Raw genomic sequence first — 21842 nt, forward strand, 5'->3', positions numbered from 1 at the left:
GAGCCATGATTCGGTTTGATCACATCTCCAAGAAGTATCCGGGAACCTCGCGTCCCGCGCTCAACGACGTCGATTTCGAGATCCTGCGGGGAGAGTTCATCTTCCTCGTCGGTGCCTCGGGGTCGGGGAAGTCGAGCTGCCTCCGCCTGATGCTCAAGGAGGACAAGCCGAGCAAGGGCAAGATCCATGTGCTCGGCCACGACCTCGGTTCCATCTCGAACCGCAAGGTGCCGTACTTCCGGCGCAGCCTCGGGGTCGTGTTCCAGGACTTCCGACTGCTCCCGAGCAAGACGGTCTACCAGAACGTCGCCTTCACCCTCCAGGTGATCGGCAAGTCGCGCGGCTTCGTCCAGGAGGCCGTCCCCGACGTCCTCAAGATGGTCGGACTCGACGGCAAGGCGCAGCGCCTGCCGCACGAGCTGTCCGGTGGTGAGCAGCAGCGCGTCGCCATCGCCCGGGCGATCGTCAACAAGCCGCAGATCCTGCTCGCCGACGAACCGACCGGTAACCTCGACCCCGCCACCAGCGCCGGCATCATGCAGTTGCTGGAGCGCATCAACGCCGGTGGGACGACGGTCGTCATGGCCACGCACGAGGCCGGCTTCGTCGACCAGATGCAGCGCCGGGTGATCGAGCTGCAGGACGGTCAGATCGTCCGCGACGAACGTCACGGCGGATACGGCACGACCGCGGCCATACCGGGTCTCGTCAGAGGATCCTCCAAGGCTGCCGCCCCGTCGGCGCAGACGACCCCCGCAACGCCCTCGACCCCGGTCGCACCCGCCGTCGAGACCTCGTCGGTTCCGGTGACGACCACGACCTCATCCGTCGCTGCCAGCTCCGAGCCCACGACGAGTGCCGTGGCCGCAGCCGCGGTCGCCGCCACCGCAACCCCGCCGACCGCTCCGGCCGCCCCGACCACGCCCGTCGCGGTCTCGCGCGAGACCACACCACAGGCCGACACCGACGAGGTCGTCACCCGGGTGTCCGGCTCGACGCCGATCCAGGAACCGGCCGCAGCGCCCGTCGCCGAGCCTGAGACCCCGGCGACGCGAGCCGAGGAGTCGACACCGGAAGCGCCCGAGGCCGAGCCGACGACGCCGGAAGCGGAGCCCGCCGTGCCGCCGGCGGCTGCGGTCCCGGAGGTCGCGCCTCCGCAACGCCTGAGCAACGCCACGGGCCCCATCGGGCTCCCGGCACGCAACGAGATCGACCCGATCGAGGTCGAACACCTGTCGCTCGCCGAGCGACTCGGCCTGCGTGCCGCGGCGCGCGGCACTGAAGACGGAGAGCAGAACGTGGGGCCGACCAAGTGAGACTCGCACTGATCTGGTCCGAGGTCTGGAACGGCCTGCGTCGCAACGTCTCGATGGTCGTCTCCGTCGTGCTCGTGACGTTCATCTCGCTCACCTTCGTCGGTACGGCCGTCCTGCTGCAGATGCAGATCGGGCAGATGAAGAACTACTGGTACGACCGCGCACAGGTCGCGATCTACCTCTGCACCGCCGACAGTGCGGGCGACACCTGCGCCGCCGGCGCCGCGACCGAGGAGCAGCGCGCCGCCGTCCAGAGCGCTCTGGAGTCGTCGACCCTTGCGCCCTTCGTGGACAAGTTCTACTTCGAGGACCAGGCGCAGGCGTTCACGAACTTCCAAGAGCAGTTCAAGGGCAACGACATCGCACAGTTCGTCACGGCGGACCAGCTGCCCGAGACCTTCTGGGTGAACATGAAGGACGCCTCGCAGTCCGACGTGCTCGTCGAGGCGTTCTCCGGCGTCGCGGGCGTTGAGCAGGTGACGGATCAACGCCAGTACCTCGACCAGATCTTCTCGGTCCTGAACATCGCCAGTTACACGGCGATCGGGATCGCGGCACTCATGCTGGTCGCCGCAGCCCTGCTGATCGCGACGACCATCCGATTGTCGGCGTACTCGAGACGCCGGGAACTCGGCATCATGCGATTGGTCGGTGCATCGAACCGGTTCATCCAGACACCGTTCATCCTCGAGGGTGTGTTCGCCGCGCTCATCGGCTCCATCCTCGCGGCCGGGGCGGTGATCACCATCGTCCAGGTGTTCGTCCAGGGATACCTGGCGGACCGCATGCGGTACGTCAACTTCGTCGATCTCGGTGATGCCTTCGTGGTCCTCCCGATCCTGCTGCTCGTCGGCGTGCTGTTGGCGGCGATCTCGGCCAACTTCGCGATCTCGCGGTACCTCAAGGTCTAACGGGGAGGCAGTGCGGCCGCCGCACCGCTCGCTCTGCGTTAGACTGACAGGCTGCCGCGATCGCGGCCGGTCCGTTCCGATGGATCCGAACCAGAACGTCAGGAGTACACCGTGCCGAGGGAACGGGGCGAGAACGTCGTGGCCACGAACCGCAAGGCCCGCCACGACTACACGATCGAGGACACCTATGAGGCCGGCATGGTCTTGACGGGTACTGAGGTGAAGTCGCTGCGAGCCGGGCGGGCGTCGCTCGTCGACGGGTACGCCTTCATCGACCGCCGTGAGGCGTGGCTCGACGCGGTGCACATCCCCGAGTACGGTCAGGGCACGTGGACGAACCACCCGCCACGGCGCAAGCGCAAGCTGCTGCTGCACCGCGAGCAGATCGACAAGATCGCCCACAAGATCGCCCCGGGTGGCTTCACCCTCGTGCCGTTGAAGATCTACTTCAAGGACGGCAAGGCCAAGGTGGAGATCGCCGTGGCGAAGGGTAAGAAGGAATACGACAAGCGGCATGCCCTCCGCGAGAAGCAGGACACCCGTGAGGCCGCGCGTGCGATGGCCACCAGGAACCGGCTTGGCGAATAGGTGACAGGTGCCCCTCAGGCGCGGTAGACTTGAAAGCTGCACCGCAAGGTGCTCGTTCACCGTTCGCGGTGGATTGACAACTCGACAGCGTGTGACAACGACCCTCTTCGCCTCGTTCTCCGAGGCGCTGAGTCCATGGGGATGATCGGTTTCGACATTGCCTGCGAAACTGCGAGAAGCGGGTCGAGGATGCAGGGTTATCTCGTTAACGATCTCTGCAAAACAACAAGTGCCAACTCTAAGCGCACTGACTTCGCCCTCGCTGCTTAAGCGAGCCCGATAGTCCGTCAGACCGAGCGTGTCCCCGTCTCGGATCCTGGCGTCATCTAGGGGACTTGCTGGATGACGGAGCCGCGACGTCATCCGGGACTTTTCTTCGGCTGGGCCCGTCGACCAAGATGCCCTTGTCAATGGTCGGGGCCGAGTAGAACGTATTAAGGGATACGCCCGTAGAAGGCGCAGAATCACAGCAGTGGACGGGGGTTCAATTCCCCCCATCTCCACTCCGGACGTTGTCACACGCTGCCGAGTCGACGACAGGCCCTCGCTTCGGCGGGGGCCTGTCGTCGTTCCGGGGGTCGGAGGGGTACCGACGGGCTGCTAACCTGGGAGTCCAGAGGCCGCCACCACCCGGGAGACCTGCATGGCGACAATCCTGCTTGTTTTTGCTGCGATCGCCGTCGCCACGCCCACACTCACTCGAGTGCTGTCGACGAAGGTCTTCTACGTCATCGCGTGTATGCCCGCGGCGGCATTCGTCTGGACGCTCTTCCAGACCGGTACGGTCACGTCCGGCGGCACGGTCGTCGAGACGATCGAGTGGATCCCGCAACTGAGCATCGCGCTCTCGTTCCGGATGGACACCCTCGCCTGGCTGCTGTCCCTCGTCGTCACCGGCGTCGGCGCCCTCGTGCTGCTCTACTGCGGCCGCTACTTCTCCTCGACCGAGCCAGGCCTCGGTCGTTTCGCCGCACTCCTCTTCGCTTTCGCCGGCACGATGTTCGGCCTCGTGACCGCCGACGACATCATCGTCATGTTCATGTTCTGGGAGATCACGAGTGTCCTCTCCTACCTGCTGATCGGGCACTACACCGATCGCAAGGAGAGCCGCGGTGCCGCACTCCAGGCGCTCCTGGTGACGACCTTCGGCGGGCTCGTCATGCTCGTGGGCGTGATCATGATCTCCGTGCAGGCGCAGAGCACTTCGCTCGCCTCGATCGTCGAGCAGGGTCTGACCGGCCCCGCGACCACCGTCGCCATCCTCCTCATCCTCGTCGGCGCGATCTCGAAGTCGGCGCTCGTGCCGTTCCACTTCTGGCTGCCGGCCGCGATGGCCGCACCGACGCCCGTGAGCGCATACCTGCACGCTGCGGCGATGGTGAAGGCCGGGATCTACCTCGTCGCGAGACTCGCTCCCGGTTACGCCGACACCCCGGGTTGGGACGCGATGCTCGTCGGTCTGGGCGTCCTCACCATGGTCGCCGGGGCCTGGCGGTCGCTGCGTCAGTACGACCTCAAGCTGGTCCTGGCCTACGGGACGGTGAGCCAACTCGGGTTCCTCATGGTCATCTCGGGGTACGGCACCCGTGATTCGGCCCTGGCCGCCGTCGCGCTCCTGCTCGCCCACGCCATCTACAAGGCGGCACTCTTCCTCGTCGTCGGCATCATCGACCACCGTGCTGGGACGCGTGACTGGCGGCACCTCTCCGGTCTCGGGCGTCAGACGCCGGTGCTCGCCGTCATCGCGGCGATCGCGGTCGCGTCGATGGCCGGTATCCCACCGCTCTTCGGGTTCGTCGCGAAGGAGGCCGTCTTCACCTCACTGCTGGAGGGCGCGCTCGAGGGCGACGTGTGGGGTTGGGTCGCGATCATCGGCACTGCCGTCGGGTCCGTGTTGACCGTCGCGTACAGCGCCCGGTTCCTCTGGGGCGCCTTCGGAGACCGACGCGGCGCCGCGCCGACCGAACTGCATGCCGAATCCGGAACAATCATGATCGCGCCGGGCATCCTCGCCGTCGCGACCATCGCTCTCGGCTTCGCGACGAAGCCCATCGACACGGTGCTCGCGCCGTACGCGGACTCCGTGGGGGAGGGCGACTACCACCTCGCGCTCTGGCACGGCCTCGAGCCGGCGCTCGGCATCTCGGCCGTCGTGGTGCTGCTCGGTCTGCTGCTCTTCCGCTGGAGGCTCCCGGTCGCGCGTCTGCAGGACCGCCTGCCACCCCTCATCGACTCCTCGAAGGGCTACTGGGCGGCGACCCAGGGCATCGACCGGCTCTCCGCGAAGGTCACCCTGTTCGCCCAGCGCGGCGGGCTCGTCCAGTACCTGTCCACCATCCTCGTGGTCTTCGTCCTGACCCTCGGCACGATCGCCCTCCTCGGGCGTGCCTGGCCGAGCGAGATCCGGCTGTGGGACTATCCCGCCCAGGTGGCCATCGCCTTCATCATGGCGACCGCGGCGATCGCGGCCGCCCGGGCGAAGCAGCGCATGGCCGCCGTGCTGCTCGTCGGCGTCACCGGTTTCGGGCTCGTCGCGCTGTTCGCCCTGCACGGCGCTCCCGACCTCGCGCTGACCCAGGCCCTCGTCGAGACGATCACGATCGTGGTGTTCGTTCTCGTGCTCCGCCGACTCCCGGCCAAGATCGCCCAGCGCAACGCCCCGGTCCACCGCGTCCGTCGGGTCGTCATCGGGACGCTGACCGGCCTGGTCATGGGGCTCATCGGGGTCATCGCCCTGGGCGCGCGACAGGCCGAGAGCATCGCGACCGAGCTGCCCCGGCTCGCCGTCGAGGAGGGCCACGGCAAGAACATCGTCAACGTGATGCTCGTCGACATCCGAGCCTGGGACACCATGGGGGAGATCTCCGTGCTCGTCGTGGTGGCCACCGGTATCGCGAGCCTGCTCTTCGTCTCACAGCGGGGCGCCGAGGTCCCGCGCCTCAGCGGTGCGCGGCGCCGACGTATCCCGGGCCTCCGATCCCAGGTCGTGTCCGACCCCCACCTCGCGGACAGCGAGATGGAGGCGCCTCGCGATGCGGTGGGGCGGCACTCATGGCTCATCGGTGGCCGGGCGATCGCCGAGGCGAACCGTTCGATCCTCCTCGAGGTCCTCGTGCGGCTCCTCTTCCACCCGGCGATCGTCGTCTCCGTCTTCCTGCTCTTCGTCGGCCACAACGAGCCGGGCGGCGGCTTCGCCGGTGGTCTGCTCGCCGGCCTCGCGCTCGTGATGCGGTATCTCGCCGGCGGACGTTACGAGCTCGGCGAAGCCGTGCCGATCGACGCGGGCAAGGTGCTCGGCGTCGGGCTGCTGCTCGCGGTGGGGACGGCCGTCGGTTCCCTGTTCTTCGGCGGCGAGGCGCTCCAGTCCGCGTACTTCTCGGCCGACGTCCCGATCCTCGGACACCTGTCGTTCGGCACGTCCAGCATCTTCGACATCGGCGTCTACCTCGTCGTCGTCGGACTGGCGCTCGACATCCTGCGCAGTCTCGGGGCCGAAGTCGACCGTCAACAGGAGGAAGCCGACATCGACGAGCAGAGTACGGACGAGTTCTCGGCGAGTGAGGCCGAACGATGAGCGCCTCTCTGACCCTCGTCGTCCTGATGGCCGTCATGTACGGCACCGGGGTGTACGTCATGCTCGAGCGGAGCCTCACCAGGTTCCTCATCGGGTTCGTGCTCGTCGGCAACGCGACGAACCTGCTCATCCTGATCATGAGCGGCCCGAGCGGCACCGCACCGCTCGTCACGGGCACCGCCTCCGACGACCGCATGGTCGACCCGGTGCCGCAGGTGCTCATGCTCACGGCCATCGTCATCAACTTCGGCGTGACCGCCTTCATCCTGGCGCTCATCTACCGGACCTGGTGGTTGGCACAACTCGGCGACGAGGGCGACACCCTCAGCGACGAGCACGCCGACGACACGGAGGCGGCGACGGAGGCGGTCTTCAACCAGGTCGACCTGGACGACGAGGCCATCCAACGGGTCCTCGACGAGAGCAACGAGCACGGCGACGATCGCAAGACGACCAGGAAGGGGGCAGGCGAATGAACGCACTCGTCCCGCTCGTGGTCATGATCCCGCTGATCGGCTCGGCGATCGCGCTCATGTTCCGCAACCGCCGCAAGACGCAGGTGGCGATCAGCGTCATCGCGCTCACCGCGGTGACCGTGATCAGTGCGATCCTGCTCGCGGCAGTCGACCAGAGCGGCACGATCGTCGTCGAGCTGGGCGGCTGGTCCCCGCCGTGGGGGATCGTGCTCGTCGTCGACCGACTGTCGGCGATCATGCTGCTCGTCGCCGCCCTGATGCTGCTGGGCGTCCTCATCTTCGCCATCGGCCAGGGCATCGTCGACGGCGACCGCGAGACGCCGGTGTCGATCTTCCACCCGACGTACCTGGTCCTGGCGGCCGGGCTGTTCGACGCCTTCGTCGCGGGCGACCTCTTCAACATGTACGTCGGCTTCGAGATGCTCCTCGCCTCCAGTTACGTCCTCCTCACCCTGGGCGGCACGGGAGCGCGGATCCGCGCCGGTGTCACGTACATCGTCATCAGCCTCATGTCGTCGCTGCTCTTCGTCGCCGCGATCGCCCTCATCTACGGCGCGACGGGCACGGTGACGATCGCCCTCGTGGCGGACCGCGTGCGCGACCTGCCGATGGAGGTGCAGGCGATCCTCTGCGCCGCACTGCTGCTCGGGTTCGCGGTGAAGGCTGCGGTGTTCCCGCTCTCGTTCTGGCTGCCCGACTCCTACCCGACCGCGCCGGCGCCGGTCACGGCGGTGTTCGCGGGCCTGCTGACGAAGGTGGGTGTGTACGCGATCATCCGGACCGACACGCTCATCTTCAAGGACGTGCCGCTGGCGACACCCTTGATGGTCATCGCCTTCCTGACCCTGCTCATCGGCATCTTCGGCGCGGTCGCCCAGGCCGACATCAAACGTTTGTTGTCGTTCACGCTCGTGAGCCACATCGGCTACATGATCTTCGGGATCGCCGTCGGCGGGGTCGCCGGGACCGCCGCGACGATCTACTACATCGTCCACCACATCGTCGTCCAGACCACGCTGTTCCTCACCACCGGTCTCGTCGAGCGGATCGGCGGGACGACCTCCATCTCCCGGCTCGGCGGCATCCTGAAGGCCTCGCCGATCGTCGGTGTGCTGTTCTTCATCGGAGCGATGAACCTCGGCGGTATCCCGCCGTTCTCGGGCTTCCTCGGCAAGATCGGGCTGTTCCAGGCGGGTGTCGCCCTGGGCGACCCGCTGTCGTACATCCTCATCGCCGCCGGAGCCGCGACCTCGCTCCTGACGCTGTACGCCCTGGCGCGCGTGTGGAACATGGGCTTCTGGCGTGGGAAGGACGAGGTCGCCGGATATTCCTCGCCGTTGCTCGACCAGCTCGCGGAGAGCCCCGAGGACTCGGGCTCGGTCGACACCAAGACCATCTCGCGCCCGATGATCGGCGCCACGACCGGCATGGTCGCGTTGACGCTCGCCCTGACGGTCTTCGCGGGGCCGCTCTTCGGACTGGCCACGCGCGCGGCGGAGAACATCGAGGACCCGGACAACTACATCACCGCGGTCTTCCCCGACGGAACGGAGCACCTGAAGTAATGCAACCGTCACGTCGTCGCGCCCTGTTCAGCCAGGCCCTCCTCCTGGCCGGACTCATCCTGCTCTGGTGTCTCCTCTGGGGGATGTTCGACCTGCTCACCCTCGTGACCGGCCTCGGGGTCGCGTTGCTGGTGTCGTTCCTGTTCTACCTGCCGGCCGTCGAGCTGAGCGGCCGCATCAACCTCTGGCGGACCGCGATCTTCCTGGGCAAGCTCCTCATCGACATCGTGCGGGCGAGTGCGGAGATCGCGTGGCTCGTCCTCAAGCCGAGGTTCCGGTCCAGTAACGCGGTGATCGCGGTCCGTCTGCGGACGACCTCCGACCTCATCATGAGCTGGACGGCCGAGGCGGTCTCGATCGTCCCAGGCTCGATCGTGGTCGACCTCGACCGCACGGCCTCGACGCTCTACCTGCACGCGCTCAACGTGCATGACGACGCCGACATCGACGCGGTCGTCGCCGAGGTCCTCGGAACGGAGCGACGGCTCATCCTCGCGATCGGTTCCCGCGCCGAGGCGGACGCGCTCCGCCACGACCATGACCACGTCTCGATCGGAAGGGGGCAGTGATGCTCGTCGTGATCATCATCGTCTCCGTGCTGTTCGGTGCCGCGGCGCTTGCTGCGGTCTACCGGATCATCCGCGGGCCGAGCCTCCTCGACCGCGTGATCGCCTCCGACGTGCTCGTCGCCACCGTCATGTGTGCGATCGGGGCCGAGATGGCGATCAACCGTCACACGGACGGCCTGCCGGTCCTCCTGGCGCTCGCGATGTTCGCGATCGTCGGCTCGGTCAGCGTCGCCCGCTTCATGTCGAAGCAGGACGACGCATGACCGGCGAGCTGATCCGCGACATCGTCACCGGGGCCCTCGTGCTCGTCGGGGCGATCATGTGCTTCGCCGCCGGCGTCGGCCTGCTGCGCTTCCCAGATGTGCTGTCCCGCCTGCACGCGGCGACCAAGCCGCAGATCCTCGGGCTCATCGCGATCATGGCGGACGTCGCCGTCTCGAGCCCGACGGTCGGGACCATCACCATCGCGATCGCGATCATCGTGTTCCAGAGCCTCACCGCGCCGATCTCCGCGCACATGGTCGCCCGGGCGGCCTACCGCAGCGGCAACTTCGACGAGGCCGTCCTCGTCCGCGACGAGCTCGCGGGACGCGAAGAACTCGGCGAGGAACGACATCCCGGCCACACGCCCGAATAGCGGCAGAATGTCCCCATGGGAATGCTCATCTACGGATCCGGCGACGAGTACGAGATCGAAGACCGCGCGCTCGCGCACCTGAAGGCCGTCATCGGGGCGAAGCTGCGCCGCCAGGAGAGCTTCTTCCTCAGCTGGGCGAACGATCCCGAGCACGGTTCCGGACGACGCTCGCTGTGGTTGTCCCCGAGTATCCCGCTGCAGTTCCGCTTCTTCGGGAGCCGCCCGCCGGAACTCAACCGTGCGTGGCTCGAGGTCCTCTCGGATTCATCGCACACCCCGCGAGGGCTGCAGCTCATCCCGGAGTCCGATGTCGAGGGGTACCTCGCGGGGAACGGAGCGCCGCGCGACGCGGGCACCGAGTCCCACGACCAGGACCACGGCTAGGACGGGTCGTCCGTCCCCACGAGCAGGACGCGCAGCGCCGTCTCCGGTGAGCCGCGACCGTCCGGTGGGATCGTCTCGCCATGCGTGTAGCGATCGACGACCCGCGGGTCGACGTAGCTGGACTTCGCGATCGCCGGGGTGTTACCGAGGACCGCTGCTGCGTCACGCATGGCCTGTGCGAGAGCCTTCGAGCGTGCCGTCTTGCTCTGCACGGGTCCGGCCTTCGCCAGGCTCTCCGCGGCCGCGACGGTGCCGTGCAGCGTCCGGAAGTCCTTCGCGGTGAACTCGCCGTTCGTCTGCGCCCGGACGTAGTCGTTGATCTGGCTCGCCTGGAGGTGACGCCAGCGGTTCCCGTCCTTCCAGGCCAGGAGGCGGGCGTGCGGTCCACGGCGCTTCAGGGAGCGGATGAGCGAGGCCAGGTCGGCGTCGACGATGTCGGACTCCCAAGGCTGTCCGCTCTTCGCCGGGAACTTCAGCGCGACGGTGTCGCCGCTCACGCGAGCGTGCGCACCCTCGAGGGTCGACAGGCCGTGACTGCCGTTGGCCTCCGCGTACTGCTCGCCGCCCACGCGCAGGGAGCCGGTGTCGAGCATGCGGAACGCGCCGGCCGACACCCGTGCAAGCGGGTACCCCTCGAGCCGGAGGTCCCGGGTGACCCGACCTCGCGCGGCCGGGAGGGCCTCGGCGAGGGCCAGGGCGCGGTCGAACTTGCTCCGGTCCTGACGCTCGCGCCACGACGGGTGGTAGAGGTACTGTCGTCGCCCGGCCGCGTCGATCCCGGTCGCCTGGATGTGCCCGTTCGCGTAGGGGGTGATCCAGACCTCGTTCCACGCGGGAGGGACCACCAGGCCGTCGATCCGTGCCCGGATCTCCTGATCGTCGAGGAGCGAACCGTCCGGCAACCGATAGCTGAAGCCGCGCCCGGATCGAACCCGTCGGATGCCCTGTCCGTTCACGTCGCTGCGCCTCAGTCGTACCATCCGCCCAGCGTACGACGCGGCCGGATCCCGCTCGGCGGGCTTGCGCGGTGCCGTGCGCTCGTGTCAGCCGACGGGGGGCAGCTCGGCGAGGAAGGCGTCGTGCAGGCGCCCGTTCGTCGCGAGGGAGCTCCGCGTGGAGATGGTCTCGATGCCGTCGATGTCCGTGAAGCGACCACCCGCCTCGAGGACGATCGGCACGTGGGCGCCCAGGTCGTACTCCTGCACGCCGAATTCGGCCACGGCGTCGATCGAGCCTTCGGCGAGCAGCATGTAGGGCCACATGTCACCGATGGCCCGATCGCGCCACAGCGAGCCGCACAGGGCCAGCAGCTGGGGGATCCGTCCGACCGAGGCCCACTGCGCGATGCTCTGGAAGCTGAAGGACGCGTCGGCGAGGTCGGAGACCCCCGAGACGGACAGCCGGCGTGGGGTGGTCTCGCCGAACCGGACGCCCCACGCGCCGTGTCCGATAGCACCCCACCAGCGGGCGTGCATGGCGGGTGCGCTCACGACGCCGACGACCGGAACGCCGTCGACGGCGAGGGAGATGAGCGTCGCCCAGTTCGAGACACCGCGGAGGAAGTTCGCCGTCCCATCGATCGGGTCGATGATCCACTGTCGATCCGTCGGGCCCTGCGCGCCGTACTCCTCGCCGAACACGCCGTCGTCCGGACGCTCAGTCTCGAGGATGCCGCGGATGGCGCGTTCGACGGCGAGGTCGGCGTCCGTGACGTGCGATCGGTCCGGCTTGGTGGAGACTTCGAGGTCGCGAGCCTCGAAGCGGTCCATCGCGATGCGGTCGGCCGCGTCGGCGAGTCGGAGCGCAAGATCGAGGTCGGCGGGGGAGACGGTCACGGGTTCGGTCACCTCTCCAGGATAGGGTCGCGCGGGCCTGATCGAACGACGCTCGAGGGGTCGGCGACGTGCCTTCGCGACACGCCGACCGGCTCGATTTCGCACCCGGGCCAGTTGGGTGCTAGTGTCATATCTCGGTTCGGAACACTCCGAAACCACGCACCTCTAGCTCAATTGGCAGAGCAACTGACTCTTAATCAGTGGGTTCCCGGTTCAAGTCCGGGGGGGTGCACCACACCAGCAACGGCCTCGTCTTCGGACGGGGCCGTTCTGCGTTTCGGCTCGGTTCGCGTTCGCGCCTGCGGCCCCACGAAACGCTTCATGAGTGTTTCGCGACAGCTCCCGTCCGATTCGCGTCATCGGGACGGAGTGGGGCTCTGGCATGAGACCCTGGAAGGGTCGGCAGCATGGCGGGATCGGGTCCTGCCGTTGCCGATGAAAGCCTCCGCGTGGTCACCCCACCGTGCGGAGCAGAGCGACGGTCGGGCATTCGTGCCCACCAGCGCCGTGGCGCCTCATCGATTCGGGTTCGATGAGGCGTCATGCCCGCTCAGTGGCCCGGTACGACGAAACGGCCGCCCACCGGAGTGGGCGGCCGTTCTCGAGGTGCGTCGCCGGTCAGGCGACCGAGCTGCGGCGGGCCGGCACCGGGTTGACGAGGCTCGCGTCGATGAACTCGGGTTCGGCCCAGACGGTGATGGGGTAGTGCTGCGGCTCGAGGAGGGTTCGCTCGACGAGCGTCGGCTCGGTGTCGTCTGCCGCCGCCTCGGGGTGGTCGTCACCGGCCTGCGCCTTGGACGGCGCGTCGATCGTCTCGGTGATGGCGGCAGGCTTCTCGGCGACGGTCGGCTCGACGACCTCGACCTCGGCGGCGTCGACCGCGGATTCCTCCTGGCCGCGCGACCAGAGGCGCCATCCACGTGCCGGAGCTGCCTCGGCACGAACCGTCACCGCTGCCTGCTCGAGGTCGATGTCCGTCGCGATCTCGTGAGCGAGCTGCTGGGCGTACACCTCGTGGAAGATCTCGTCGCCGGAGCTCGGGGTGCGGCGCGACAGCACCCAGGCGCCGTTGGCGCCGAGTTCGCTGGCCAGTCGAGCGTGGACGAGGTCGAACAGCTGCTTCTCGGTCAGCTTCGATGCGGAGACTGGTGCTGCGTGGCGTCGGCGACCGAACATGGCGGGCCCTTCATCGAAAGCGGATCATCCGTGAGGCTGGACTGCCTTCATTGTCGATCACGAGGCGCGGAACGACGCGGAGACACGCGGGTGAGCGCCCCAATTCTCGGGTTTTCCGGGCGGTCGTGGTAGCGCGGGCGGCGCGACCTCAGCGGCCGATCTCGGCCTGCTTGCTGTCGTCGAGCACCGAGCTGATCGCGAGGGCGAGCGAGATGCCCCAGCTCACCCAGAGGAGGGCGAGCTTCCAGTCCCGCGGTCCTTGTCGGGTCGCCTGGAGAGCGGAGATCCCGCCGAAGACCGTGGAGATCATGCTGCCGTTGAAGAGGAATTTGCGCATGTCTTCACGCTAGCCGGTAGGGGAGGCCCCCCGCATCCGGGCTTTCCTTCGGGTTCTCGCCTGTGCTAGCGAATGCACGCTTCGCGAAGGCCAGCGAGGCCCGCAGCTGGGCGAGGCGGAGCGCGTCGCCGCCGGTCGCGGGCAGGTGCACCTCCGCGACGATGCTTCCCGACCAGTCCGCCGCGCGCAGCAGCTCGAGGACCTCGGCGACCGGCTGCTCGCCATCGCCCGGGAGGAGGTGCTCGTCGAGGAAGGCGCCCCGCGGCGACGGCGCGGTCCCGTCGCACAGGTGCACGTGGCGGAGACGGCTGCCGTAGCGGGTCGCGATCTCGAGCGAGTCCTCACCCGCCAGGGCCGCGTGGGAGAAGTCGAGCGTCAGGGCGGCGCAGGCGAGTGGGGCCGGGTCGTAGCCGAACGCGAACGGTTGCACCCGGAGCCCGCGGCTCTGGAAGCACGCCATGTTCTCGACGGCCAGCTCGAGTCCGTGCGTCTCGCTCAGTTCGGCGACGAGGTCGACGAAGGCGCTCGCGTAGCGCCGCTGCCAGCGGAACGGCGGGTGGACGACGACGGTCGAGGCGCCGACGGCGACGGCGAGCTCAGCCGAGCGGCGGAGCTTCTCCCGATGGTCGCGGCCCCAGACGAACGCGGTCCGGGTCAGGACCGGCGCGTGGATCGAGAGGATGTCGAGCCCGGTCTCGGCGGCGAGGGCGCGGAGCGCGTCGGCGTCCTGTGTCACGCGGTCCTGGGTGACCATGACCTCGACGCCGTCGTAGCCGGCTTCGGCGGCCAACTCGAACGCGCGCCGGGTTCCCAGCGGGTAGACGCAGGACGTGCTCATGCCATGGCGGATCATCAGCGCAAGCATATGCTCGCCGTCTGAACACGCGGTTTCGCCATGCGGAACGCTGCTAGCCTGAACAGCGAACCCGAGTACCCCGGGAGGGCCATCATCACCAGATATTCCGCGCCTGACGGCGGATCAGCGTCGACCTTCGACTTCATCGTGGTATCCAACCGGCTGCCGGTCGACCGCGTCGTCGATGCAGACGGCGCCGAGAGCTGGCGGACCTCACCCGGTGGACTCGTGACCGCCCTCGAACCCGTGATGCGCGGTGCCGACGGCGCATGGATCGGATGGGCCGGCTCCGCCGACCTCGAGATCGAGCCGTTCGACAACGACGACATGTGGATCATCCCGGTCCCGCTGTCCGAGGACGAGATCGCCCGCTATTACGAGGGCTTCTCGAACGACACCATCTGGCCGCTCTACCACGACGTCATCGCTCCGCCGAGCTACCACCGCGAGTGGTGGGACTCCTACGTCGCCGTGAACCGACGGTTCGCGGAGGCGGCCGCTGCGGCCGCGTCCGACGGCGCGACGGTCTGGGTGCAGGACTACCAGCTGCAGCTCGTTCCGAAGATCCTGCGTGAGCTGCGACCCGATCTCACGATCGGCTTCTTCAACCACATCCCGTTCCCGGCCTACGGCATCTACTCGCAGCTCCCGTGGCGACGCCAGATCATCGAGGGACTGCTCGGCGCCGACGTCATCGGCTTCCAGCGCGTCGCGGACGCGGGCAACTTCTCCCGGGCGGTCCGCCGCCTCTTCGGGTACGAGACGAAGGGGGCTGCGATCCAGGTCCCGCTCGACGCGGCACTCGTGTCGGTCACGACGGATGCGGCACCGGTCGCCTCGAAGCGTGGCGCCCCGTACCGCACGGTGATCGCCCGGCACTTCCCGATCTCCATCGACAGCAAGGGGTACCAGGCCCTCGCTCAGCGCCCCGAGATCATCGCCCGTGCCAAGCAGATCCGCGAGGAGCTCGGCAACCCGGAGACGATCATGCTCGGCGTCGACCGCCTCGACTACACGAAGGGCATCGGGCACCGACTCAAGGCCTTCGGAGAACTCCTCGCACAGGGCAAGCTCGCGGTCGAGGACGTCACGCTCGTCCAGGTCGCCAGCCCCAGCCGCGAACGCGTCGAGACGTACCGCCAGCTCCGCGACGACATCGAACAGACGGTCGGCCGGATCAACGGCGACTTCGGCACCATCGGCCACACCGCGATCCAGTACCTCCACCACGGGTACCCCCGCGAGGAGATGGCCGCGCTCTACCTCGCCGCCGACGTCATGCTCGTCACGGCACTGCGCGACGGCATGAACCTCGTCGCGAAGGAGTACGTCGCCGCTCGCTACGACAACGACGGCGTCCTCGTGCTGAGCGAGTTCGCCGGCGCGTCCGACGAGCTGAAGCAGGCACTCAAGATCAACCCGCACGACATCGAGGGGATGAAGTCGGCGATCCTCCAGGCCGTGCACATGACGAAGGCCGAGCGTGGTCGTCGCATGCGGGCGCTGCGCAAGCGCGTCATGGAGTACGACGTCGCGCGGTGGTCGGCGTCCTTCCTCGACGAGTTGCAGCGTGTGCGCGACCAGTCACCGACCATCGAGCAGGGGAGCACCACCCAGTCATGAGCACCACCGACGAGCCCACCGACACCCTCGGGGGGCTTCCCCTCGGACTGCGTGCGGAACTCCGCCGCCTGGCCGACGTCCCGAAGCTCCTGGTGGCCCTGGACTTCGACGGCACGCTGGCCCCCGAGGTCGACGACCCGGATCAGGCGCGCGCGCTGCCGGCGGCTCGCAAGGCCGTGTTGGCGCTGATGGACCTGCCAGGGACGCGCGTCGCACTCGTGTCCGGGCGCGCTATCGACAGTCTCGTGGCGGTTGCTGAGCTGCCCGACCACGCCCTGTTCGCCGGCTCGCACGGCGTCGAGATCCGTCTCGACAACCCCGACGACGCCCTCGCCCTCGACGACGAGGAACGCGAACAGCGGGAGACCCTCCAACGGATCCTCCAGGACGTCGCGGAGGGTTACGATAATGTCTGGATCGAGCGGAAGCCGGCAGGGTTCGCCCTGCACACGAGGCTCGCCAGTGAAGAAGACTCCAGGATCGCCCACCTCGAAGCACTCGCCCACACCAAGGACGAGTTCGGCGCCCTGACGGTTCGAGAGGGCAAGAACGTCCTCGAGTTCTCGCTCAGGAGCGCGACCAAGGGCGAAGCCGTCGAACACCTCCGGCGGTACACCAAAGCAGATGCCGTGTTCTACGCGGGCGACGACGTCACGGACGAGGACGCGTTCGGCGCACTCGGCCCCGGCGACCTCGGGGTGAAGAGCGGCACCGGCGTGACCGCCGCCGACTTCAGGGTCGAAGGACCCTCCGAGATCGCGCGCGTCCTCGGCATGCTCGCGGAATATCGAAGCAACAAGGAAGCCGTAGACTCTTAAAATGCCAGAGATCGACATCAAACCACGCAGTCGTGCCGTCACCGACGGGATCGAGGCGACCACCTCGCGCGGCATGCTCCGCGCCGTCGGCATGGGCGACGAGGACTGGGACAAGCCCCAGATCGGCATCGCGAGCTCGTGGAACGAGATCACGCCCTGCAACCTCTCGCTCGACCGCCTCGCACAGGGGGCCAAGGAGGGCGTGCACTCGGGCGGAGGATACCCGCTGCAGTTCGGCACCATCTCCGTCTCCGACGGCATCTCGATGGGCCACGAGGGCATGCACTTCTCGCTCGTCTCGCGCGAGGTCATCGCCGACAGCGTCGAGACCGTGGTCATGGCCGAGCGCCTCGACGGCACGGTCCTGCTCGCCGGCTGCGACAAGTCGCTGCCGGGCATGCTCATGGCCGCCGCGCGGCTCGACCTCTCCTCGGTCTTCCTCTACGCCGGATCGATCGCACCGGGTTGGGTCAAGCTCTCCGACGGCACCGAGAAGGAGGTCACGATCATCGACTCCTTCGAGGCGGTCGGGGCCTGCAAGGCCGGCAACATGAGCGAAGAGGACCTGAAGCGCATCGAGTGCGCCATCGCCCCGGGCGAGGGTGCCTGCGGCGGGATGTACACGGCCAACACGATGGCGTCGGTCGCCGAGGCGCTCGGCATGAGCCTCCCGGGTTCGGCATCGCCGCCCTCGGCCGACCGCCGTCGCGACTACTTCGCGCACCGCTCGGGCGAAGCCGTGGTCAACATGCTCCGACTCGGCATCACCGCGCGCGACATTCTGACGAAGGAGGCGTTCGAGAACGCCATCGCCGTCGCGATGGCATTCGGCGGATCGACGAACGTGGTCCTGCACCTGCTCGCGATCGCCCGCGAGGCCGAGGTCGACCTCACGCTCGACGACTTCAACCGCATCGGCGACAAGGTGCCGCACATCGGCGACCTGAAGCCGTTCGGCCAGTATGTCATGAACGACGTCGACCGCCACGGCGGCGTCCCCGTCGTCATGAAGGCGCTGCTCGACGCCGGTCTGCTGCACGGCGACTGCCTGACGGTCACCGGCAAGACGGTCGCCGAGAACCTCGCCGACATCAACCCCGACCCGATCGACGGCACGGTCATCCGCACGCTCGACAACCCGATCCACGCGACCGGCGGCATCACGATCCTCAAGGGCTCGTTCGCGCCCGAGGGCGCCGTCGTGAAGACGGCCGGATTCGACGCCGAGGTCTTCGAAGGACCCGCGCGGGTCTTCGAACGTGAACGCGGAGCCATGGACGCGCTCACCGAGGGCAAGATCAACAAGGGCGACGTCGTCATCATCCGCTACGAGGGCCCGAAGGGTGGGCCGGGGATGCGCGAGATGCTCGCGATCACGGCCGCCATCAAGGGCGCCGGACTCGGCAAGGATGTACTACTGTTGACGGACGGTCGATTCTCAGGCGGCACAACCGGACTGTGCATCGGCCACATAGCACCCGAAGCGGTGGACGCAGGTCCAATCGCCTTCGTGCGCGATGGTGATCTGATACGGGTCGATATCGCTGGCCGCTCGCTCGACCTACTCGTCGACGAAGCAGAGCTGGAAGCCCGCCGCGACGGCTGGGCGCCTCTTCCCCCGCGCTATACCCGTGGCGTTCTCGCAAAGTACTCTCGTCTCGTGCACTCCGCAGCGGAGGGCGCGATCACGGGATAACCGAGCATCTCGTTCGTGCATCTCATCGCTGAAGGAATCATCATGCCCACGGAATCCCAACCCGTGCCTCATCCCAGAACACCTGCGGCCCCGGCCGCACCGGAGATCCTGACGGGAGCCCAGGCGATCGTCCGATCGCTCGAGCTCCTCGGGGTCACCGACATCTTCGGTCTGCCCGGCGGAGCGATCCTGCCGACCTACGACCCGCTGATGGACTCGACGAAGCTCCGCCACATCCTGGTCCGACACGAGCAGGGCGCCGGCCACGCGGCCGAAGGATACGCCGCCGCCGGTGGCGGGATCGGCGTGTGCATCGCGACGTCCGGCCCCGGCGCGACGAACCTCGTCACCGCCATCGCCGACGCCTACATGGACTCGGTGCCGATGGTCGCGATCACCGGTCAGGTGTTCTCGACCCTCATGGGCACTGACGCGTTCCAGGAGGCGGACATCGTCGGCATCACCATGCCGATCACGAAGCACTCCTTCCTCGTCAAGACCCCGGAGGAGGTCCCGGCGGCCATCGCCGCGGCCTACGAGATCGCGGGTACCGGCCGTCCCGGACCGGTGCTGGTCGACATCACGAAGGACGCCCAGCAGGCTGAAGCGCCGTTCATCTGGCCGCCGAAGGTCGACCTGCCCGGCTACCGCCCGGTGACGAAGGCGCACGGCAAGCAGATCCAGGCCGCTGCGCAGCTGCTCGTCAACGCCAAGAAGCCGGTGCTGTACGTCGGCGGCGGCGTGATCCGCTCCAAGGCCTCCGAGGAACTGCTCGCGCTGGCCGAGGCGACCGGGGCTCCGGTCGTGACGACGCTCATGGCTCGCGGGGCGTTCCCCGACTCGCACACGCAGCACCTCGGCATGCCCGGCATGCACGGCACCGTCCCGGCAGTGCTCGCGCTGCAGGAGGCCGACCTGCTCGTGTCGCTCGGTGCCCGGTTCGACGACCGCGTGACCGGCAAGGCCTCGCTCTTCGCGCCGAACGCCAAGGTCGTCCACGTGGACGTCGACCCGGCCGAGATCTCGAAGATCCGCATCGCGGACGTCCCCATCGTGGGCGACGCGAAGGACGTCATCGTCGACCTCCAGTCGGCGTTCGAGGCAGCCGCCCGCGAGGTCACCCCCGACATCGCCGAGTGGTGGTCCTACCTCGACGGGCTCCGCGAGGAGTTCCCGCTGGGCTACGCCGAGCCGACCGACGGTCTGCTCTCGCCACAGCACGTGATCTCCCGCATCGGCGAGATCACCGGGCCGGAGGGCGTGTTCGCGTCGGGCGTCGGCCAGCACCAGATGTGGGCGGCGCAGTTCATCAAGTACGAGCGTCCGAACTCCTGGCTGAACTCCGGCGGTGCCGGGACCATGGGTTACTCGGTCCCCGCGGCCATGGGTGCCAAGGTGGCCCAGCCCGATCGCCACGTGTGGGCGATCGACGGCGACGGCTGCTTCCAGATGACCAACCAGGAACTCGCGACCTGCACGATCAACAACATCCCGATCAAGGTCGCGATCATCAACAACTCCTCGCTGGGCATGGTCCGCCAGTGGCAGACGCTCTTCTACGACGGTCGGTACTCGAACACCGACCTGAACACCGGGCACGACACCATCCGGATCCCCGACTTCGTCAAGCTGGCCGAGGCCTACGGTTGCCTCGCGATCCGCGTGACGAAGGAGGAGGAGGTCGACGCCGCCATCAAGCTCGCCCTGGAGACGAACGACCGTCCGGTCGTCATCGACTTCGTCGTGAGTGCCGACGCGATGGTGTGGCCGATGGTGCCGCAGGGTGTCAGCAACAGCTACGTCCAGTACGCCAAGGACCACAGTCCGTCGTTCGATGAGGAGGCCTGAGCATGAGCAGCCACGTCCTGAGCCTCCTCGTCGAGGACAAGCCCGGTCTGCTGACCCGCGTCGCCGGGTTGTTCGCCCGCCGGGGCTTCAACATCGAGAGCCTCGCGGTCGGCCACAGCGAGATCGAGGGTCTGTCCCGGATCACGGTCGTCGTCGACGTCGAGGAGCTTCCGCTCGAGCAGGTGACGAAGCAGCTGAACAAGCTCATCAACGTCATCAAGATCGTCGAGCTGGATCCGGCGCAGTCCGTCCAGCGTGAGCACCTGCTCATCAAGGTCCGCGTCGACAACTCCACCCGTTCCCAGGTGCTGGAAGCCGTCAACCTGTTCCGGGCCCGCGTCGTCGACGTGGCGACCGACGCCCTCGTGATCGAGGTCACGGGCGACTCCGGGAAGACGACCGCGCTCCTCAAGGTGCTCGAGCCCTACGGCATCAAGGAGATCGCCCAATCGGGTCTCCTCGCCATCGGGCGCGGCTCGAAGTCCATCACCGAACGCGTCTTCAAGAACTAGTCGCATCTGCGGCATATTGCGAAACCACAACCAAGGAGAGAACCACCAGTGACTGAGATTTTCTACGACCAGGACGCAGACCTGTCGCTCATCCAGGGCAAGAAGGTTGCCGTTATCGGCTACGGCTCGCAGGGCCACGCACACGCGCTCAACCTCCGCGACTCCGGTGTCGAGGTCGTCGTCGGCCTGAAGGACGGCTCGAAGTCGATCGCCAAGGCCGAGGAGCAGGGCTTCACCGTCAAGAACGTCGCCGACGCCTCCGCATGGGCCGACGTCATCGTCATCCTCGCTCCGGACCAGCACCAGCGCACGATCTTCGCCGAGTCCATCAAGGACCAGCTCGCTCCGGGCAAGGCGCTCGTCTTCGGCCACGGCTTCAACATCCGCTTCGGCTACATCGAGGCTCCTGAGGGCGTCGACATCTTCATGGTCGCCCCGAAGGGCCCGGGCCACACCGTCCGTCGCGAGTACGAGGCCGGCCGCGGCGTCCCCGTCATCGTCGCCGTCGAGAAGGACGAGACCGGTGGCGCCTGGGCGCTCGCCTGGTCCTACGCCAAGGCGATCGGTGGCCTCCGTGCCGGTGGCATCAAGACCACCTTCACCGAGGAGACCGAGACCGACCTCTTCGGCGAGCAGGCCGTCCTGTGCGGTGGCGTCTCGCAGCTGATCCAGTACGGCTTCGAGACCCTGACCGAGGCCGGGTACCAGCCGCAGATCGCCTACTTCGAGGTGCTCCACGAGCTGAAGCTCATCGTCGACCTCATCTGGGAGGGTGGCATCGCCAAGCAGCGTTGGAGCGTCTCCGACACGGCTGAGTACGGCGACTACGTCTCCGGCCCGCGCGTCATCGACCCGAGCGTCAAGACCAACATGCAGGCGGTCCTCAAGGACATCCAGGACGGCACCTTCGCCAAGCGCTTCATCGACGACCAGGACGCCGGCGCGCCCGAGTTCCTCGAGCTGCGCAAGAAGGGCGAGGACCACCCGATCGAGGCCACCGGTCGCGAGCTGCGCAAGCTCTTCGCGTGGAACGCCTCGAACGACGACGACTACGTCGACGGCAGCGTCGCCCGCTAGTCTCCGCTCGTCCAGCCGCTTAGCGGCACCGAGCCAGAACGCCC

Annotated in this window: 21 protein-coding genes, 1 tRNA gene and 1 other RNA gene; 18 read left to right on the forward strand and 5 right to left on the reverse strand. The window is 67.8% G+C overall.

The window, feature by feature from the left end:
• Positions 1 to 5 precede the first annotated feature (5 nt).
• From ftsE to IFR14_RS08825, 11 genes are all read left to right on the forward strand, one after another.
• A complete protein-coding gene (gene ftsE, locus IFR14_RS08775) occupies positions 6 to 1316 on the forward strand; it encodes a cell division ATP-binding protein FtsE (protein WP_191940833.1) in 1311 nt (436 codons plus the stop codon).
• Positions 1313 to 2227 (forward strand): permease-like cell division protein FtsX, encoded by a 915-nt coding sequence (gene ftsX, locus IFR14_RS08780; protein ID WP_064296231.1) that lies wholly within the window; start codon positions 1313 to 1315, stop codon positions 2225 to 2227. The genes ftsE and ftsX overlap by 4 nt, the downstream gene beginning before the upstream one ends.
• 111 nt (positions 2228 to 2338) lie before the next feature.
• Positions 2339 to 2815 carry an SsrA-binding protein SmpB gene (smpB, locus tag IFR14_RS08785; RefSeq protein WP_056007115.1) on the forward strand — a complete coding sequence of 159 codons (477 nt, stop codon included), beginning with the start codon at positions 2339 to 2341 and terminating at the stop codon, positions 2813 to 2815.
• 137 nt (positions 2816 to 2952) lie between these two features.
• Positions 2953 to 3321, forward strand: a transfer-messenger RNA (tmRNA) gene (gene ssrA, locus IFR14_RS08790).
• A 137-nt stretch (positions 3322 to 3458) separates the two neighbouring features.
• Positions 3459 to 6389 carry a Na+/H+ antiporter subunit A gene (locus tag IFR14_RS08795; RefSeq protein ID WP_191940834.1) on the forward strand — a complete coding sequence of 977 codons (2931 nt, stop codon included), beginning with the start codon at positions 3459 to 3461 and terminating at the stop codon, positions 6387 to 6389.
• Positions 6386 to 6865 (forward strand): NADH-quinone oxidoreductase subunit K, encoded by a 480-nt coding sequence (locus tag IFR14_RS08800; protein ID WP_137241919.1) that lies wholly within the window; start codon positions 6386 to 6388, stop codon positions 6863 to 6865. The genes IFR14_RS08795 and IFR14_RS08800 overlap by 4 nt, the downstream gene beginning before the upstream one ends.
• Complete coding sequence (locus IFR14_RS08805) at positions 6862 to 8430, forward strand: Na+/H+ antiporter subunit D (protein ID WP_079002188.1); 1569 nt, start codon at positions 6862 to 6864, stop codon at positions 8428 to 8430. Before IFR14_RS08800 ends, IFR14_RS08805 begins: the two co-directional genes overlap by 4 nt.
• Positions 8430 to 8999, forward strand: coding sequence for a Na+/H+ antiporter subunit E (locus IFR14_RS08810; protein ID WP_137241918.1), 570 nt, complete (start codon positions 8430 to 8432; stop codon positions 8997 to 8999). Before IFR14_RS08805 ends, IFR14_RS08810 begins: the two co-directional genes overlap by 1 nt.
• Positions 8999 to 9262, forward strand: coding sequence for a monovalent cation/H+ antiporter complex subunit F (locus tag IFR14_RS08815; protein WP_064296237.1), 264 nt, complete (start codon positions 8999 to 9001; stop codon positions 9260 to 9262). The genes IFR14_RS08810 and IFR14_RS08815 overlap by 1 nt, the downstream gene beginning before the upstream one ends.
• Complete coding sequence (mnhG, locus tag IFR14_RS08820; protein WP_064296238.1) at positions 9259 to 9636, forward strand: monovalent cation/H(+) antiporter subunit G; 378 nt, start codon at positions 9259 to 9261, stop codon at positions 9634 to 9636. Before IFR14_RS08815 ends, mnhG begins: the two co-directional genes overlap by 4 nt.
• Positions 9637 to 9651: 15 nt before the next feature.
• A complete protein-coding gene (locus IFR14_RS08825) occupies positions 9652 to 10020 on the forward strand; it encodes a DUF7882 family protein (protein WP_137241917.1) in 369 nt (122 codons plus the stop codon).
• Here IFR14_RS08825 and IFR14_RS08830 read toward each other — a convergent pair.
• Both IFR14_RS08830 and IFR14_RS08835 read right to left on the reverse strand, forming a co-directional pair.
• Positions 10017 to 11000, reverse strand: coding sequence for a DNA topoisomerase IB (locus IFR14_RS08830; RefSeq protein ID WP_137241916.1), 984 nt, complete (start codon positions 10998 to 11000; stop codon positions 10017 to 10019). The two genes, IFR14_RS08825 and IFR14_RS08830, sit on opposite strands and share 4 nt — an antisense overlap.
• Before the next feature lie 63 nt (positions 11001 to 11063).
• Positions 11064 to 11867, reverse strand: coding sequence for an inositol monophosphatase family protein (locus IFR14_RS08835; protein WP_085510578.1), 804 nt, complete (start codon positions 11865 to 11867; stop codon positions 11064 to 11066).
• 147 nt (positions 11868 to 12014) lie between these two features.
• Here IFR14_RS08835 and IFR14_RS08840 point away from each other — a divergent pair.
• Positions 12015 to 12090, forward strand: a tRNA-Lys gene (locus IFR14_RS08840).
• A gap of 383 nt (positions 12091 to 12473) precedes the next feature.
• Here the strand turns inward: IFR14_RS08840 and IFR14_RS08845 are convergent.
• The 3 genes from IFR14_RS08845 to IFR14_RS08855 all read right to left on the reverse strand — a co-directional run bounded on the left by IFR14_RS08845 (position 12474) and on the right by IFR14_RS08855 (position 14206).
• On the reverse strand, positions 12474 to 13031 hold the full coding sequence (locus IFR14_RS08845) for a hypothetical protein (protein WP_191940835.1): 558 nt from the start codon (positions 13029 to 13031) through the stop codon (positions 12474 to 12476).
• Between the two features lie 148 nt (positions 13032 to 13179).
• On the reverse strand, positions 13180 to 13368 hold the full coding sequence (locus IFR14_RS08850) for a hypothetical protein (RefSeq protein ID WP_079705603.1): 189 nt from the start codon (positions 13366 to 13368) through the stop codon (positions 13180 to 13182).
• Positions 13369 to 13372: 4 nt separating this feature from the next.
• Positions 13373 to 14206 carry a sugar phosphate isomerase/epimerase family protein gene (locus IFR14_RS08855; RefSeq protein ID WP_249406904.1) on the reverse strand — a complete coding sequence of 278 codons (834 nt, stop codon included), beginning with the start codon at positions 14204 to 14206 and terminating at the stop codon, positions 13373 to 13375.
• Between the two features lie 57 nt (positions 14207 to 14263).
• On the opposite strand from IFR14_RS08855, the gene otsA reads away from it, so the two are divergent.
• The 6 genes from otsA to ilvC are packed head-to-tail and all read left to right on the forward strand — an operon-like array spanning position 14264 to position 21798.
• Complete coding sequence (otsA, locus tag IFR14_RS08860; RefSeq protein WP_085510580.1) at positions 14264 to 15847, forward strand: alpha,alpha-trehalose-phosphate synthase (UDP-forming); 1584 nt, start codon at positions 14264 to 14266, stop codon at positions 15845 to 15847.
• Complete coding sequence (gene otsB, locus IFR14_RS08865) at positions 15844 to 16665, forward strand: trehalose-phosphatase (protein ID WP_079705605.1); 822 nt, start codon at positions 15844 to 15846, stop codon at positions 16663 to 16665. The genes otsA and otsB overlap by 4 nt, the downstream gene beginning before the upstream one ends.
• A gap of 1 nt (position 16666) precedes the next feature.
• On the forward strand, positions 16667 to 18361 hold the full coding sequence (gene ilvD, locus IFR14_RS08870) for a dihydroxy-acid dehydratase (protein ID WP_064296246.1): 1695 nt from the start codon (positions 16667 to 16669) through the stop codon (positions 18359 to 18361).
• A 42-nt stretch (positions 18362 to 18403) separates the two neighbouring features.
• Positions 18404 to 20209 (forward strand): acetolactate synthase large subunit, encoded by a 1806-nt coding sequence (locus IFR14_RS08875; RefSeq protein WP_085510581.1) that lies wholly within the window; start codon positions 18404 to 18406, stop codon positions 20207 to 20209.
• Positions 20210 to 20211: 2 nt separating this feature from the next.
• Positions 20212 to 20721 (forward strand): acetolactate synthase small subunit, encoded by a 510-nt coding sequence (gene ilvN, locus IFR14_RS08880; RefSeq protein WP_064296248.1) that lies wholly within the window; start codon positions 20212 to 20214, stop codon positions 20719 to 20721.
• A 48-nt stretch (positions 20722 to 20769) separates the two neighbouring features.
• The gene (gene ilvC / locus IFR14_RS08885; protein WP_064296249.1) at positions 20770 to 21798 is read left to right on the forward strand and encodes a ketol-acid reductoisomerase; all 1029 of its coding nucleotides are present in this window, start codon (positions 20770 to 20772) and stop codon (positions 21796 to 21798) included.
• Positions 21799 to 21842 lie beyond the last annotated feature (44 nt).

Origin of the sequence: Plantibacter sp. CFBP 8775, from assembly GCF_014839505.1 — a bacterium.
GTDB lineage: Bacteria > Actinomycetota > Actinomycetes > Actinomycetales > Microbacteriaceae > Plantibacter > Plantibacter auratus.